General features: G+C 63.8%; 12 protein-coding genes. 8 read left to right on the top strand and 4 right to left on the bottom strand.

Translation table 11 applies throughout. The annotated features are described in order from the left end of the window. Positions 1–77: 77 nt before the first annotated feature. On the top strand, positions 78–1,979 hold the full coding sequence (locus NKJ80_RS14250) for a CASTOR/POLLUX-related putative ion channel (protein ID WP_352497762.1): 1,902 nt from the start codon (positions 78–80) through the stop codon (positions 1,977–1,979). Here the strand turns inward: NKJ80_RS14250 and NKJ80_RS14245 are convergent. Together NKJ80_RS14245 and NKJ80_RS14240 are read right to left on the bottom strand one after the other, a co-directional pair. Beyond that, positions 1,976–2,851, bottom strand: coding sequence for an HpcH/HpaI aldolase/citrate lyase family protein (locus NKJ80_RS14245; RefSeq protein WP_352497761.1), 876 nt, complete (start codon positions 2,849–2,851; stop codon positions 1,976–1,978). The two genes, NKJ80_RS14250 and NKJ80_RS14245, sit on opposite strands and share 4 nt — an antisense overlap. Then, positions 2,851–3,363 (bottom strand): MaoC family dehydratase, encoded by a 513-nt coding sequence (locus tag NKJ80_RS14240; RefSeq protein WP_444848965.1) that lies wholly within the window; start codon positions 3,361–3,363, stop codon positions 2,851–2,853. The genes NKJ80_RS14245 and NKJ80_RS14240 overlap by 1 nt, the downstream gene beginning before the upstream one ends. 91 nt (positions 3,364–3,454) lie before the next feature. Between NKJ80_RS14240 and NKJ80_RS14235 the strand changes: the two genes are divergently transcribed. Next, complete coding sequence (locus tag NKJ80_RS14235) at positions 3,455–4,576, top strand: DUF2336 domain-containing protein (protein WP_023701210.1); 1,122 nt, start codon at positions 3,455–3,457, stop codon at positions 4,574–4,576. Between the two features lie 4 nt (positions 4,577–4,580). On the opposite strand, the gene NKJ80_RS14230 is transcribed toward NKJ80_RS14235, so the two are convergent. Together NKJ80_RS14230 and parE are read right to left on the bottom strand one after the other, a co-directional pair. After that, positions 4,581–6,650, bottom strand: coding sequence for an FUSC family protein (locus NKJ80_RS14230; protein WP_352497760.1), 2,070 nt, complete (start codon positions 6,648–6,650; stop codon positions 4,581–4,583). A 102-nt stretch (positions 6,651–6,752) separates the two neighbouring features. Next, positions 6,753–8,807 (bottom strand): DNA topoisomerase IV subunit B, encoded by a 2,055-nt coding sequence (gene parE, locus NKJ80_RS14225; RefSeq protein WP_023691142.1) that lies wholly within the window; start codon positions 8,805–8,807, stop codon positions 6,753–6,755. 257 nt (positions 8,808–9,064) lie between these two features. Between parE and cpaB the strand changes: the two genes are divergently transcribed. The 6 genes from cpaB to NKJ80_RS14195 all read left to right on the top strand — a co-directional run bounded on the left by cpaB (position 9,065) and on the right by NKJ80_RS14195 (position 15,367). Continuing rightward, on the top strand, positions 9,065–9,970 hold the full coding sequence (gene cpaB, locus NKJ80_RS14220) for a Flp pilus assembly protein CpaB (RefSeq protein WP_023681601.1): 906 nt from the start codon (positions 9,065–9,067) through the stop codon (positions 9,968–9,970). Between the two features lie 120 nt (positions 9,971–10,090). Beyond that, positions 10,091–11,449, top strand: a complete 1,359-nt coding sequence (locus NKJ80_RS14215) for a type II and III secretion system protein family protein (RefSeq protein ID WP_023821414.1) — start codon at positions 10,091–10,093, stop codon at positions 11,447–11,449. A gap of 4 nt (positions 11,450–11,453) precedes the next feature. After that, entirely contained in the window at positions 11,454–11,720 is a 267-nt protein-coding gene (locus NKJ80_RS14210) for a hypothetical protein (protein WP_023667602.1), read from the top strand. Between the two features lie 44 nt (positions 11,721–11,764). Beyond that, a complete protein-coding gene (locus NKJ80_RS14205; RefSeq protein ID WP_352497759.1) occupies positions 11,765–12,979 on the top strand; it encodes a CpaE/TadZ family protein in 1,215 nt (404 codons plus the stop codon). Further along, positions 12,976–14,397 carry a TadA family conjugal transfer-associated ATPase gene (locus NKJ80_RS14200; protein WP_023667600.1) on the top strand — a complete coding sequence of 474 codons (1,422 nt, stop codon included), beginning with the start codon at positions 12,976–12,978 and terminating at the stop codon, positions 14,395–14,397. The genes NKJ80_RS14205 and NKJ80_RS14200 overlap by 4 nt, the downstream gene beginning before the upstream one ends. A 4-nt stretch (positions 14,398–14,401) precedes the next feature. Continuing rightward, positions 14,402–15,367 carry a type II secretion system F family protein gene (locus NKJ80_RS14195; protein ID WP_023688292.1) on the top strand — a complete coding sequence of 322 codons (966 nt, stop codon included), beginning with the start codon at positions 14,402–14,404 and terminating at the stop codon, positions 15,365–15,367.

Here is a 15,367-nt window from a genome sequence, read left to right as displayed (position 1 = left end):
GCTAAGACAGCGGCTTCGGCGATGCGTTGGGGGTTGGCGCATCGACCATGGGGATTTTTTTGGGGGTCGCCGGCGACATGAAGAAACGAGACTCGCTGCGAACCCGGCTGCGCTATGGGTTTGACAAGAGCATGGCGGCCGGGCCGATCGCGCTGATCGGCTGGCTCGCCGTCGCTTCGCTGCTGATCATCATCGCCGCCGCGGCTTTTCTTGCGGTGACCCGCATCGCGCCGGAGGGCGGCGAACCGCTGAACTTCTTCGAAGCGTTCTGGGAATCGCTGATGCGCACGCTCGATTCGGGCACGATGGGCGGCGACACCGGCTGGGCCTTCCGTCTCGTCATGTTGTTTGTCACGCTTGCCGGCATCTTCGTCGTGTCGGCCCTCATCGGCGTGCTCAGCGCCGGCGTCGACAGCAAGCTCGATGAATTGCGCAAGGGTCGTTCTCGGGTGCTTGAGAGCGACCACACCATCATCCTCAACTGGTCGCCGTCGATCTTCGACGTCATCTCCGAACTCGTCATTGCCAATGCCAGCCGCCGCCATCCGCGCATTGTCGTCATGGCCAATATGGACAAGGTGGCGATGGAGGACGAGATCGCGGCCAAGGTCGACAAACTGGGCAATACGCGCATCATCTGCCGCAGCGGCGACCCGACCGACCTCTACGACCTAGCCATCGTCAACCCGCAGAGCTCGCGCTCGATCATCGTGCTGTCGCCGGAGGGCGACGACCCGGATTCGCAGGTCATCAAGACAGTGCTCGCGCTGGCCAACGACCCGAACCGGCGCACGGCGGCCTACAACATCGCCGCCGAGATCCGCGACGGCAAGAACGCCGAGGTCGCCCGCGTCGTCGGCGGGGCCGAGGTGCAGCTTGTGCTGGCCGACCAGCTGATCTCGCGCATCGTCGTGCATTCGAGCCGGCAGTCGGGTCTCAGCGGCGTCTATTCGGAACTGCTCGATTTCGACGGCTGCGAAATCTACACGACCGAGCAGCCTGATCTCACCGGCAAGACCTTCGGTGAGGCGGTGATGGCGTATGAGCATTGCACGCTGATCGGGCTCTGCGACCAAACCGGGCGCGTCAATCTCAACCCGCCGTCGGAGCTGGTGATCGGCAAGGACATGCGCGCCATCATCATTGCCGAGGACGATGCCGCCATCAAGCTGGGAGGCGCGGGGGCCAAGATCGATACCGCGGCGATTCTTCGCCATCAGCCCATCGAGGCGAAGCCGGAGCGCACGCTGATCCTTGGCTGGAACCGGCGCGGTCCGATCATAACCTATGAACTGTCGCGCTACGTCGCGCCGGGTTCGATCCTGACCATCGCCGCCGATACGCCAGGCCTCGAGCAGGAAGTTGCCGGCCTGCCGGTCGTCGGCGACAATCTGTCGGTTTCCTGCCGCATCACCGACACGTCGAGCAGCACAGCACTGGCAAGCCTGGACGTGCCTTCCTACGACCACGTGCTCGTCCTTGGCTACAGCGAGACCATGGCAGCGCAGCCCGCCGATACGCGCACGCTGGTGACGCTGCTGCATCTGCGCAAAATCGCAGACGATGCCGGCACGCACATCTCGATCGTCAGCGAGATGATCGACGTGCGCAACCGCGAGCTGGCGGCGGTGACTAAGGCCGATGATTTCGTCGTCAGCAACCGGCTGGTCAGCCTGATGCTGGCGCAGGCATCGGAGAACCAGCATCTCGCCGCGATCTTCGATGATCTGCTCGACGAGGAGGGCTCCGAAATCTACATGCGTCCGGTCGGCGACTATGTCGCCATCGACCATCCGGTGACGTTCTGGACGATCGCGGAATCGGCGCGTCTGCGCGGCGAGATCGCCATCGGGCATAGGCGCGTTCGCGCTGCGCAGAATGATGAGCGGGCTCTGGGCGGCGTCACCGTCAACCCGTTGAAGTCGCAAGCGCTGGCCTACCTGCCGGAGGACCGGGTCATCGTGCTGGCGCGGGACTAAACCCCGGCTGCCTTGGCGCGAGCCAGAAGCCGTTCGGCGAGCCTGAGATGCGGCCGGTCATACATCTTGCCGTCAATGCCGACCACGCCGGGATTTCCGGCCGCCTCGAAGGCCGCGACGATGGCCTGCGAGCGTTGCACTGCCTCCGCCGATGGCGTGAAGGCGGCGTTGATGACCGGCACTTGCGCCGGATGGATTGCCATCTTGCCGGTAAAGCCGTCACGCTCGGCCTCCGTGCATTCGGCTTCGAAGGCGGCCATGTCGCGAAAGGCAGGGAAGACCGTGTCGATCGCCGCGACTTCGGCTGCGCCGGCGGCGAGGATGGTCATGGTGCGGGCAAGGCGGAAGACATCGGTGTATCGACCGTTGTCGTCGCGCGCAGCCCGCGCACCGATCGCCGCGGACAGATCTTCGGCACCCCAGGTGAGGCCGGCAAGCCGGGCGCTTGCCCCGGCATAGGTCGCGGCGGCCAGCAACCCAGCAGCGGTCTCGGTAATGATCGGCAGGATCTTGATCGCGCCATCCGGCAATCCGTTTTCGGCCTCATGTACGCGGAGCTTTACGGATAGCTGCTGGACATCCTGGCCGCTGTTCGACTTCGGCAGCATGATGCCGTCGGGTTTGACCGGAACCAGGGCGGCCAGATCGTCGTCGGTCAACCCGGTCGATAGGTCGTTGACTCTGATATAGATGGCGGAGCTTGTCTGCTGCCTGTTGCCGGCAATAAAGCGTGCTGCGATGTCGCGTGCCGACGGCTTGTTTTGTGGCGCCACGGAATCCTCAAGGTCGACGATGACCACGTCGGCGCCGGCGCCAAAACCCTTCTCCAGTTTCTTTTTGGAATCCCCGGGCACAAACAGCAGCGAGCGCATCAGGCCGCCTTTTTCATCATCATCGCCTGGCGCGTGCATTTGGCAACGAGCACATCGTTCTGATTGTAGGCGTGATGCTCGAACTCGACGATGCCGCGGTCCGGCTTCGATTTCGAGTCCCTGACTGAGAGCACCGTCGTTTCGACACGGATGGTGTCGCCGTGGAAGACCGGGTGCGGAAACACCGTCTCCTTCATGCCGAGATTGGCAATTGTGGTGCCGACGGTGATGTCATTGACGGAAATGCCGATCATCAGGCCGAGCGTGAACAGCGAATTGACCAGCGGTCTGCCCCATTCGCTCTTGGCGGCGAAGTCGAAGTCGATGTGCAGCGGCTGTGGGTTCAGCGTCATCACCGAGAACAGCATGTTATCGCTTTCGGTGACGGTCTTGCGCAGCGTGTGCCGAAAGACATGTCCGACGACGAACTCTTCGAGATAAAGCCCGGGCATCGTTTTTCTCCTCCGCTGCCTGACGGTTGATAGGCGCTGCCCATGCCACCCGCAAGCCAGTTAATAAACATGGTGAACCGTTCGTAAACCATTTCTGCCTAGGGTCATTCCTGGGGCCGGAAGCTTTCCGGCAAGGGGCGTAGCAGGCAGTATGGTTGTCTCGCATTTTCTCAAATGGATCTACACCGCGAGAGTTTCGGAGCGCGCCGCGGCGGCGAGCGCGCTGGCCCGCGCCTACGTCAATTCCGACCTGCCTTTCGAAGACCGTTGCGCGGCCGAAGCGGCGCTGACGCTGCTGCTCGACGACGCCTCGTCGAAGGTGCGGCTGGCTATGGCCGAAGCGCTGTCGATGAGCCATCACGCGCCGCTGCAGATCATCAGCGCGCTTGCCTCCGATCAGCCGGAAGTGGCAGCCCTGGTGCTGGCGCGCTCCCCGCTGCTGACGGACGCCGACCTGATCGACCGCGTCGCGGCCGGGCACAAGGCGACGCAAAAACTGATCGCCGACCGGCCGGTCGTTTCGATGGCGGTTGCCGCGGCGATCGCCGAGATCGGCGAACCGGAAGCGTGTGCGGCGCTGCTCGCCAATGACGGCGCCGACATAGCCTCGCTCTCCTTCCGCCGCATCGCCGAGCGGCATGGCCATATCGCTCATTTGCGCGAGGCAATGGTCACGGATGTGCGGCTGCCGGCCGACTGCCGGCACATGCTACTGGTCAAGCTCGGCGAAACGCTGAAGGCTTCGCCGCTGGTGATGGCGCTGATGGGGGCGGCCAGAGCCGAGCGCGTCACGCGCGATGCTTGCGTCAAGGCTTCGGTGCGGCTGGTCGAAGGCACGCGCGCGGAGGAACATGCGGCACTTATCGAACATCTGCGCCTGCGCGGCGACCTGACCGCAAGTTTCATCATCCGTGCCATTGCCCACGGCAAGGTCGACTTTTTCGGCTCGGCCCTGGTTGCGCTCAGCCAGCAGTCGGAGCAGCGGGTGCGGGCCTTGCTCGCAGGCGGCCAGGACGTTGCGTTGCAGGCGCTGTTCCGCGGCGCCGGCCTTGCCGCTTCCACCCATGGCATCATCCTGCGCGCGCTCAAAATCTGGCGCGAAGTCGCCAACGGCAAGCGCCTCGCTGGCGTGCAGGAGGTCAGCTGGCTGATGCTGAAGGAGCTCGGCGGTCCGGCCACCGAGGGCGATCTCGCCGGCCTGGTCAAGTCGATCCACCTCGACGCGCTGCGGGAAAACGCGCGCGGGCATGCGCTGGCGATAGCCGCGGCCTGACGCCCTAAACTCGGTCCTTGGCGAAGAAATCCGGGAAATCCTCGATCGCGGCGGCGATGATGCGCAGCGAGGCTGCGATCTGCAGCATATCCGCACCGCCGCTGCGCTCTGAAAGGCTGGCTGCATATTGCCGGGCCACAGTGACAGTTGCTGTCTGTGGATCGCCGGTTGCGCGAAAGAGCAGTTCACGCGCGAGGCCGCGCAGGAAATTGGCGATCGAGAGCGCGGTGTCGGTAGGAGTGGACGGCCTCTGCTGCGCGGCGCGCAGGCGCAGGATTTCGAGGCCGACGGTAACGGCGGCGACCCCGCCGCCCAGGATCGCATCGCCTTTCCTGCCGGCATTTTGCAAGAGCGGCATCAGCTGGTTGATGCGGTCATAGGCCAGACTCTCGAAGGCCGAACGCCGCGGCACCCGCTCATGCAGGCACAGCCGCGCCAGATCCTCGCGCATGGCGCGCACGATGCGGTTGGCCGCGCGCCATGGATCCACCGGCAGCACCACGATGAAGACGCCGATCGCCAGCAGGATGCCGACCAGCACCGACGCCGAGCCGGCGAAAAACGGGCCTGGGGCATAGGTCATCGCCTGATGCGGGCTGAGGAAGGCGAGGAAATTGATGGCAAAGGCCGTCGCCACGCCGACGGTGCGCGGATTGGCCATGCCCAGCGCCGTCGGTACCAGGATCGGCACGACAAACAGCGTGAACCAGCCGAAGCCGGGCAAAGCAGGCAGCGCGACCTGGCCGACAAGGAAGGCAAAGGGCAAAGCCAGCAGCGTTCCCTTGAAGAAGCCCCAGGACACCCGCACCGGGTCAGGCCGCGCGGCGAAAAGACTGGAGACGACGGCAACGAGGATGACGGTGCCGGCCGCGTCGGACCATTTCGTCGTCAGCCAGAAGGCGGCGACCGCCAACGTGGCAAGGCCGGCGCGTATGGCATTGCGCGAAGCCCCGGGATAATCGCGGTGCACCACCAGCGCAGGCGGCTGCCTGTTGCTCCGGCTGGGGCCCGTCACCGGTGCGCGCAGGGCGTCGAGGCCGCGCAGCACCTGCTTGAAGGCTTCGGCGAAATCGGCGGCGATGGTGAGGCGGGTTATGGTGCCGACCCTGTCGTCGCCCTGATCGGTCGAGGCGTCGGGCATTTGCCGGGCCTTGCCGGCAATCGCGTCGAGCCGCGTCACCCAGGGCGACGTGTCGTCCAGCGCCTCGGGCGTCGCTGCCAGCTCGCTGACCAACGACTGCAGTTCGGAGCGTACCGGAATGAGCGCTGCGTTTTTCGGCGCGGCATGCGAATGCAGCGCGCGCGCCGCCGACAGCGCCGAGAGAAGCTGACCGATGGTTAGGCGGACCGGATGGGCGCGGGTGGCGAAGCTCGGTGCTTCGAGCCGGGCATAGGCGCGCATCTCGGCCAGCATCTGGGCGTCGGTGATCAGCTTGCGGTGCAGGCCGGCCAGCGTCGCCGGGTCGCCACCGGAAAAAGCGCCGCCTGCATAGGTTGCAAGGTCGAGGATGCTGCGCTTCAGCCTGGAGATAATGGCGTCAGCGGCCAGCTTGGGCAGGATCAGCCGGCTGGTCAGGCCGGCGCAGACGATGCCGAGCACGATCTCGGCGCAGCGCGCGACAGCGAGATCGACGACCACGTGCGGCTGGCCGAAAGCCGGCAGCCCAATGATCATCGCGGTATAGCCGGCAAGTGCGGCGCCATAGGCTTCCGGATTGCGCAGCAGCGACGAAACCAGCGTGCACAGCCCAATCCAGACGGATAGCGCCGTGACCAGCAGCCAGGGATTGGTGCCGAAAACCGAGGTGATGCCGATCGCCGCAAGTCCACCGGCCAGCGTGCCGAGCAGCCGGTAAAAACCTTTCGCCAGCACCATGCCGGCGACCGGCTGGGCGACGATGAAGACCGTCATCATCGCCCATTGCGGGTGGTCGAGTTTCAACGCGTAAGCAGCGAGAAGCGCGATCAGACCGGCCGAAACCGTGCGCAGGGCGAAAATCCAATCCGAGCGCGTCGGCTGCGTCAGGCCCGCCAAACTGGTTTCGAAGTAGCTCTTCAGCCGCGCCCGGATCACAAGCTGGTCTCCGTATCGGAAGTGCAGGCTAGAGCAATTCCAGGAAAAGTTTGAAACGGTTTTCCGCCCGGAACTGCGTCAAAACGAAGAGTCGGCCGGCGCTCAGATATCCAGCACTTCCGTCGCGGCGAATTCGGCGCGTTCCTGGATGAAGCGGAAGCGGGCTTCCGGCTTGGTGCCCATCAGCGCGTCGACAGCATCCTTGGTCGCCGCCACGGCGTCGATGACATCGACCCGGAGCAGCGTGCGCTTCCTCGGGTCCATGGTGGTTTCCTTGAGCTGCGCGGCCATCATTTCGCCCAAGCCCTTGAAACGGCCGATCTCGACTTTGGCGCGGCCGGTGAATTCGGTGCGCAACAGCTCGTCCTTGTGCGCATCGTCCCTGGCATAGGCAACCTTGCCGCCTTGCCGGATCGAATAGAGCGGCGGCACCGCCAGATAGAGATGGCCGCCATTCACCAGGTTCGGCATTTCCTGGTAGAAGAAGGTGATCAGCAGCGAGGCTATGTGAGCGCCGTCGACGTCGGCGTCGGTCATGATGATCACGCGGTCGTAGCGCAAATCCTCGTCGCGGTATTTCGAGCGCGTGCCGCAACCGAGCGCCTGAATCAGGTCCGAAATCTGCTGGTTGGCGGCTAGCTTGTCGTTGCCGGCGCTGGCGACGTTGAGGATTTTTCCGCGCAGCGGCAGCACCGCCTGGCTGGCGCGGTCGCGCGCCTGCTTGGCCGAGCCGCCGGCCGAGTCGCCTTCGACGATGAACAGTTCGGCGCCCGCGGCGGCATTCTGCGTGCAGTCGGCGAGCTTGCCGGGAAGGCGCAGCTTGCGCACCGCGCTCTTGCGCGACACTTCCTTTTCCTGGCGCCGGCGCACCCGCTCGTCGGCGCGCGCAATCACCCATTCCAGCAGCTTGGAGGCTTCCTGCGGATTGTCGGCCAGCCAGTGGTCGAAGGGATCGCGGATGGCGGTCTCGACAATGCGAATGGCTTCGATCGTTGCCAGCCTGTCCTTGGTCTGGCCGACGAATTCCGGCTCGCGAATAAACACCGACAGCATGCCTGCCGCCGAGATCATCACGTCTTCGGAGGTGACGATCGAGGCGCGCTTGTTGCCGACCAGGTCGGCATAGGCCCGAAGCCCGCGCGTCAGCACATTGCGAAAGCCGGCCTCATGCGTGCCGCCTTCGCCGGTCGGGATTGTGTTGCAGTAGGAGTTGACGAAGCCGTCACCGCCGAACCAGGTCACCGCCCATTCCAGCGAACCGTGGCCGCCCTGCTTCTCGCTCTTGCCGGCGAAGATTTCGCGGGTCACCTGGAAATCATCGCCGAGCGATGCCTTGAGATAGTCCTTCAAGCCGCCGGGGAAATGGAACTCCGCCTTGGCCGGCGTCTGGTCCTTTTCCTTGATCAGCGATGGGTCGCAGCTCCAGCGGATCTCGACGCCGCCGAACAGATAGGCTTTCGAGCGGGTCATGCGATAGAGCCGCGCCGGCTCGAAGGCGGCGCCCTTGCCGAAAATCTGCTCGTCGGGATGGAAGCGGATTTTGGTGCCGCGCCGGTTGTGCACTTCGCCGAGCTGCTCCAGCCCGCTCACCGGAACGCCGCGCGAGAACCTTTGGCGGTAAAGCTGGCGACCGCGCGCGACCTCGACTTCGAGATGGTCCGACAGCGCATTGACGACCGAGACGCCGACACCGTGCAGACCGCCGGAGGTCTCATAGACCTTGCTATCGAACTTGCCGCCCGAATGCAGCGTCGTCATGATGACTTCGAGCGCCGGTTTCTTGAATTTCGGATGCGGATCGACCGGAATGCCGCGGCCATTGTCGGTGACGGTCAGAAATCCGTCGGCCGACAGCTCGACATCGATGAAGGTGGCATGGCCGGCGACCGCCTCGTCCATCGAATTATCGATGACCTCGGCAAACAGATGGTGCATCGCCTTGTCGTCGGTGCCGCCAATATACATGCCGGGACGGCGCCGCACCGGCTCCAGCCCCTCCAGCACCTCGATGTCGGCGGCGCTATAGCCCTCGCTGCCGTCCTTGGTCGCGGCAGGACGCTTCGTGGCCTGCACCAGCGGGTCGGCCGGGCGCGAAGGTGTCCGAGCCGGTTGGGGCTGCTTTTCCAGATTGCCGAAAAGATCGTTGTTGTCGTCCATGCCTACCATAGAATCCGGTGCCGCGAATCACCCGTCGATACTGCCACGCTTTTCGGCGCCAAGCGACGGAAGTTCCTGTTACGTTCGGGGATTAAACCCTTCTTATCCTAAAACCTTTCGATAACCAAGCCGGCGGAAATAGGTCCGTGCGGAGCGGCCGCGATTCCTGAATCTTTAACAAAGCGGCCTAGCGTAGCCTCAACAAAACAAAAGACCACGAATGTCAGGGGTTGGTTGTGAGGGGCAAGGCCATAACGATGATTGGCATCGCTGCCGTCTTCGGCGCGATTTCAATCTTTGCTGCGGATTTCTGGGTGAAAAGCCAGGCCAAGGCCGATGCCGAAGAGAAAACGGCGTCGATCCCGGCGCCCGCCGTCCCCAAGGTCGTCTTCAAGACCATCGTGGTGGCCAACGCGCCGCTGCGTTACGGCATGGAGCTTGACCGGGCGCAGCTCAGCGAAATCCCATGGTCCGAGGATTCGGTGCCGCAGGGCGCGTTCACCACAGTCAATGCGTTGCTCGCCGAAGGCAGCCGCGTGGTATTGTCGCCGATCGAGATCAACGAGCCGGTGCTGATCAGCAAATTGTCGGGGCCGAACGGCCGCGCGACGCTATCCAACATGATGACGCCCGGCATGCGGGCGGTGACAATCCGCACCGACGAGATCGCCGGTGTCGGCGGCTTCGTCATGCCGGGCGACCGGGTCGACGTGGTGCTGACACGCGATGCGGGCGAAATCCAGGAAGTGGCCAAGAACGCGCAGGGCGCTGCCGGATCGACCGTTACCTCCGAGATCGTCGTCTCCGACGCCAAGGTGCTGACCGTGGGGCAGGGCGCCGACGAGCGCCAGACCACACCGCAGATCGCCAATTCCGTCACCATCGAGGTGACGACCGAAGGCGCGCAGAAAGTGGCGCTTGCCCGCACCGTCGGCACCTTATCGCTGTCGCTCCGCTCGGCCGCAGACGGAGGGGCCGCCAAGGACGGCGTCACCACCATCTCGTCCTTCGGCGGGTCGGTCGCCTCCGGCGTCCAGGCCGCTGCCGGCGCGCTGTTCACTGCCGCGACCAAGGAGCCTGAGAAGCCGAAATTCAAGACGATCATCGTGACGCGCGGCACGCAGGTCGAAGAATACCAGGTTCCTGCGCGGGACCAGCAATAACTGCCGGTGGGGACCGGGCGAGGGGCGGGACAAATGTCGGGACTTCATGCATTTCGAACGACGAAAGGGCTGCGCCCAATGCGGGCGCTTGCGGTGGGGGCTTGCCTTGCCGCGGCCGTAATGCTCGGCCTCAGCGCGCCAGCCAAGGCCGACAACGATATCGTCCATGTCTCGTCGACAACGAATGCGTCGATCAAGGTGGCCAAGGGCAAGCCGAAGACGGTCATGACCAATGCCGCCTTCTACCAGATCGTGATCGGCGATCCGGAGATCGCCAACGTCAATCCGCTGACCGACAAATCCTTCTATGTGCTGGGCAACAATCTCGGCACCACCGGCATCGCGCTGTTCGACGAGAACAAGCAGCTGGTCGGCACCGTAGATATCGAGGTGACGCTGGACACCGACCAGCTGGCCAGCACCATTCGCGCCAGCGTGCCGGACGCCAAGATCAAGGTCGGCTCGGCCAATGGCCGCGTCGTGCTGTCGGGCGAGGCCGATGACGCGGTCGCCGCCGAGAAGGCAAGCAAGATCGCCAGCCGCTTCTCCGGCAATGAAGAAGTGATCAATTCGGTCAACATCTCGTCCTCGCAGCAGGTTCAGCTCAACGTTCGCTTCGTCGAGATCAATCGCCAGGCCGGACAGGATCTCGGCGCCAAATACAGCGCCAATTTCGCTTACGGCATTGGCGGGCGCGACGTCACCCTCGATCCTGGCACGGTGCCGGGAGCCGGCAATGGCGAGATCATCGGCCGGCTGCTGTCCAACGGCCTGTCGATCGACGTCGCCATCAAGGCGCTGGAGGAACGTGGTCTCGCCAGGCGGCTGGCCGAGCCGAACCTGATCGCCCGCTCGGGCCAGACGGCAAGCTTCCTCGCCGGCGGCGAGTTCCCGATCCCGGTCTCCGAGGACAATGGCAAGATTTCCGTCAGCTACAAGAAATACGGCGTCAGCCTCGACTTCACGCCGACGGTTCTCAAGGACGGGCTGGTGAGCCTCGACATCGCGCCGGAAGTGTCCTCGATCGACGCTTCGGCCTCCTACAATATCGGCAATATCTCGGTCCCGGGCTTTATCGTGCGCCGCGCCAAAACATCCGTCGACCTGAAGAATGGCCAGAGCTTCATGATCGCCGGCCTGCTGCAGTCACAGAACGACATTACCACATCGCGTCTTCCCGGCCTCGGCAAGCTGCCGGTGCTCGGCTCGCTGTTCTCCTCCAAATCCTATCAGCGGCGCGAGACCGATCTGGTGATCATCGTCACCCCCTATCTGGTCAAGCCGGTCGATCCGTCGAAGAAGCTGCTCGAGCCGACCGACGGCACGCAGCCGGCCAGCAATGTCGACTATTTCCTCAACAACACCGAGGAAGTGAAATCGTCCGAAGCCAATCGTGCAGTGGCAATGGCCAGCGGCAGTACGGCACAGCCGGCCGCGGTCACCACCGTCGGGCATTTCCTCGACCTGCCGAAGGATTGAAGCCATGCGCGTGGAATCATGCATCGCCCTGCTGATCGCCGGCCTCGCCGGCGGCTGCACCAGCGACGACTATGTCCGCTCCGAGGGACCGACGATTGCCGCCGGCAACGCACAGGCCGCCAATACGGCCATGCAGATGGTCGATCCCTGGAAATACGGCGTCCAGAACACCAGGCTGCTGGTGCCGGCGCAGCGCAGTGAGGCGGCGGTCAACGCCGCCGACCAGGCTGCTGCCGCCAAGGCCGTGCAACCGACAGCGACAACCGATTGATTTGCCCGGTGATTTGACCGGGAATGACCTGACAGGCTGACAAAATGGCAAGCGGCATAAAGACCAAGAAAATCCTGCTGGTGTCCAGCGACCGGACCTTTGTGCAGGATACGCGCACCGCGTTCGCGGCCTCGGAGGTGATCCAGCTTTCGACCGTCGAGAAGAACATTACCGAACTGCGCGGCGAGGTCCAGGAAGCCGATTTCGGCGCGCTCATCGTCGACATGGATGCGGCAAAGCTGGAAGAGATCGAGTCGCTGCAGCGCATCATGCGCCGGCTTGAAGGCCGCGTTCCGGTGGTCGTCGTCACCCAGGAATTCAACGCAGCCGCAGTGCGTATCCTGGTGCAGCTCCAGGTCGCCGATTTCCTGGTCAAGCCGATCACCACCGCCGATCTGGTGCGGTCGGTCGTGCGCGCGCTGCAAGGGCCGGGGCGCGAAGAAAACACCGAGTCGCAGATCTATACCTTCATGCCGGCCGCCGGCGGCGTCGGCACCACGACGCTGGCGCTGCAGACCGCTTTCCAGCTGCATCATTCGGTGACGCGCGGCGCGTCGACCTGCGTGGTCGACCTCAACTTCCAGCAAGGCGCCTGCGCCGAATATCTCGACCTCGAGCCGCGCTTCGACATCACCGAAATCGAGAACCAGCCCGAGCGCCTCGACCGTCAGCTGCTGGAGGTGATGCTGTCCAAGCATGCGAGCGGGCTCTGCGTGCTGGCGGCGCCAACGCATCCGTCGGAAATGCGCTCGTTCAAGACCGATGTCGTGGTGCGCATGCTCGATCTCGTTTCGGCCTATTTCGACAACGTCGTCATCGACATGCCGCGCACCTGGTTTCCGTGGACGGAAACGGTGCTGCTCGGCTCCAACAAGCTTTACATCGTCGCCGAAATGACGGTGCCGTGCCTGCGCCATACGCAGCGGCTGATCCAGGCGGTCTACGAGACGGCAGGCAAGGAAGTGAAGCCGAACGTGATCGTCAACCGTTTCGAGCAGAAGATGTTCGACAACGGCATAAAGCAGGCGGATGTCCAGGAAATCCTCGGCGAGCATTTCGTCGGCGGCATCTCCAACAATTACCGGCTTGTGCGTGAAGCGGTCGACCGCGGCGTGCCGCTGCATGAGATCGACCCGAACGCCAATGTCGTCAACGATCTGAAGAGGATCATCCTGCCGGAAGAAGCCGTGGTGACGCCGGAGAAATCGCGCTCGCTGTTCGGCATCGGCAGGGGCCTCCTGAAGAGGAAAGCCGGATGACCAGCCGCTTCTCGACCCTGCAGAACCGTGACGTCCGCGCGCTGAAGCCGGCCGAGGCGGCGCCGGTCGCGCATCACGCCGTGGTCATCCCGACGAACCGCAAGGCCTTGCCGCCGAAGCCGGAGACAACACCGGGAAAAAGCGCCAACAAGGTGCTCGATGCCCGCGTGCGCATCCACCGGCTGCTGCTCGAGGAAATCAACCTGGTCGCGCTGGAGCGCCTGCCCAAGGATGAGATGCGCCGGCAGGTGCAGGAGTTCGTGTCGGAAAAGACCCGCCAGGAGCGTATGGCGATCAACACCGTCGAACTTGAAGCGCTGGTCGATGACATCGTCGATGAGATGGTCGGCCTCGGCCCGCTGGAACCGCTGCTCAAGGACCCCGACATCAACGACATCCTGATCAACGGCCACCAGAACTGCTTCGTCGAAAAACGGGGCAAGCTGCAGCAGGTCCATATCCCGTTCAAGGACGAGGCGCACCTGTTGCGCATCGTCAACAAGATCGTCGCCGCCGTCGGCCGCCGGGTCGACGAATCGCAGCCGATGGTCGATGCCCGCATGCTCGACGGCTCGCGCTTCAACGCCGCCATTCGCCCGGTCGCCGTCGACGGGCCGCTGGTGTCGATCCGCAAGTTTTCAAAGAACAAGCTCGGCCTGCACAAGCTGGTCGAGTTCGGCGCCATCACCCAGAACATGGCCGAGGTGCTGGCGGCTGCAGTCCACGCCCGCAAAACGACCATCATCTCGGGCGGTACCGGCACCGGCAAGACGACAATGCTCAACGCATTGTCAGCCTTTATTCCGGAAGACGAACGGTTGATCACCATCGAGGACGCGGCCGAACTGCAGCTGCAGCAGCCGCATGTCGCGCGCATGGAAACGCGCCCCGCCAACATCGAAGGTCATGGCGAGCTGAAGCAGCGCGACCTGGTCAAGAACGCGCTGCGCATGCGCCCTGACCGCGTCATCCTCGGCGAGTGCCGCGGCGAGGAGGCCTTCGACATGCTGCAGGCGATGAACACCGGCCATGAAGGCTCGATGGCGACCATCCACGCCAACACGCCGCGCGACGCCATTTCGCGCCTCGAGCAGATGCTGGGCATGACCGGCATGCCGATGACGGTGCAGTCGATCCGCAGCCAGATCGCCAGCGCGCTCGACCTTATCGTCCAGCTGACGCGACTGTCGGACGGCAAGCGCAAGGTGACCAGCGTCGCCGAGGTGACCGGCATGGAAGGCGACGTCATCCAGATGCAGGAGATATTCCGCTTCGTGCGCACCGGCATGGAAGCCGACGGCAAGATCCTCGGTCACTACGAGGCGACCGGCATTCGCCCGCGTTTCCTCGAGGACCTGCGCAATATGGGCATTGAATTCCCCGGCAAATATTTCGAACCCGGCCGGCCGCAGGAGTAGCCGGGTGTTCGAGAATTTCAGCCCGATCTATGTCGTCTATGCCGCGGCAGCGCTGACCGGCATCATGATCGCCGAAGGCTGCTATCTGCTCTATGCCGGCCGCAGCGACAAGCGCCTGGCTATCAACCGGCGCATGAAGCTGCAGGAAAACAAGATCAGCCAGGAACAGGTGCTGATCCAGCTGCGCAAGGAACGCGGCCTCGATTCCGGCACGTCATTCTTCTCGCCCGACCGTTTTCGCGCGCTGCGCACGCAGTCTGGCATGGTGATGCCCTTGCCGAAATTCCTGACGATGACGACGGGCGTGGCGCTGGCGATGATGCTCGTCGCGCTCTGGTACGGCCTGCCGCTGTTGCTCGCCATTTTGCTGTTTGTGGTGCTGACAGCGCTGCTGCCGGTAATTGTGCTGCGTTCCAAGCGTGCCCGGCGGGTGAAGCGTTTCGGCGTGCAGTTGCCGGAGGCGCTGGAATTGATCACGCGCGGCTTGAAGGCCGGGCATCCGGTTCCGGTGGCGATCTCCATGGTGTCGCGCGAGATGCCCGATCCGATCGGCACCGAATTCGGCGTTATCTCCGACGAGGTGACTTATGGTTCCGACCTGGTTTCGGCGTTGAATTCACTGTTTGATCGCGTCGGCCAGGAGGATCTGCCGCTGTTCGTCACCGCGGTTTCCATCCAGACGAGTTCGGGCGGCAATCTGCGCGAGATCCTCGACGGGCTGTCGACGACGATCCGCGAACGCGGCAAGCTGCGCCGCAAGGTGCGCGCCATTTCGACCGAGGGTCGTATGTCGGCCTATATCCTGACGGCGGTGCCGGCGCTGCTGTTCGCCGCCATCATGGTGATGATGCCGCAATTTTATCAAAGCGTCTGGGATGTGCCGAAGACCTGGTATCTGCTGGGCGGTTCGGTGACATGGCTGATGCTGGGCAACATCATCATGTTCAAGATGTCGAACTTCCGGTTCTGA

It is taken from the genome of Mesorhizobium sp. M0030, from assembly GCF_040323695.1.
Taxonomy (GTDB): Bacteria; Pseudomonadota; Alphaproteobacteria; order Rhizobiales; family Rhizobiaceae; genus Mesorhizobium.
This window is presented reverse-complemented; position numbering and strand designations above follow the sequence as displayed.

Bases quoted from the DNA above. Each gene is read 5' to 3' on its own strand.
- NKJ80_RS14235 (WP_023701210.1), top strand. From the start codon at position 3,455: ATGGTTGTCTCGCATTTTCTCAAATGGATCTACACCGCGAGAGTTTCG.
- NKJ80_RS14245 (WP_352497761.1), bottom strand. From the start codon at position 2,851: ATGCGCTCGCTGCTGTTTGTGCCCGGGGATTCCAAAAAGAAACTGGAG.
- NKJ80_RS14215 (WP_023821414.1), top strand. From the start codon at position 10,091: ATGCTCGGCCTCAGCGCGCCAGCCAAGGCCGACAACGATATCGTCCAT.
- NKJ80_RS14205 (WP_352497759.1), top strand. From the start codon at position 11,765: ATGGCAAGCGGCATAAAGACCAAGAAAATCCTGCTGGTGTCCAGCGAC.
- cpaB (WP_023681601.1), top strand. From the start codon at position 9,065: ATGATTGGCATCGCTGCCGTCTTCGGCGCGATTTCAATCTTTGCTGCG.
- NKJ80_RS14200 (WP_023667600.1), top strand. From the start codon at position 12,976: ATGACCAGCCGCTTCTCGACCCTGCAGAACCGTGACGTCCGCGCGCTG.
- parE (WP_023691142.1), bottom strand. From the start codon at position 8,807: ATGGACGACAACAACGATCTTTTCGGCAATCTGGAAAAGCAGCCCCAA.
- NKJ80_RS14210 (WP_023667602.1), top strand. From the start codon at position 11,454: ATGCGCGTGGAATCATGCATCGCCCTGCTGATCGCCGGCCTCGCCGGC.
- NKJ80_RS14250 (WP_352497762.1), top strand. From the start codon at position 78: ATGAAGAAACGAGACTCGCTGCGAACCCGGCTGCGCTATGGGTTTGAC.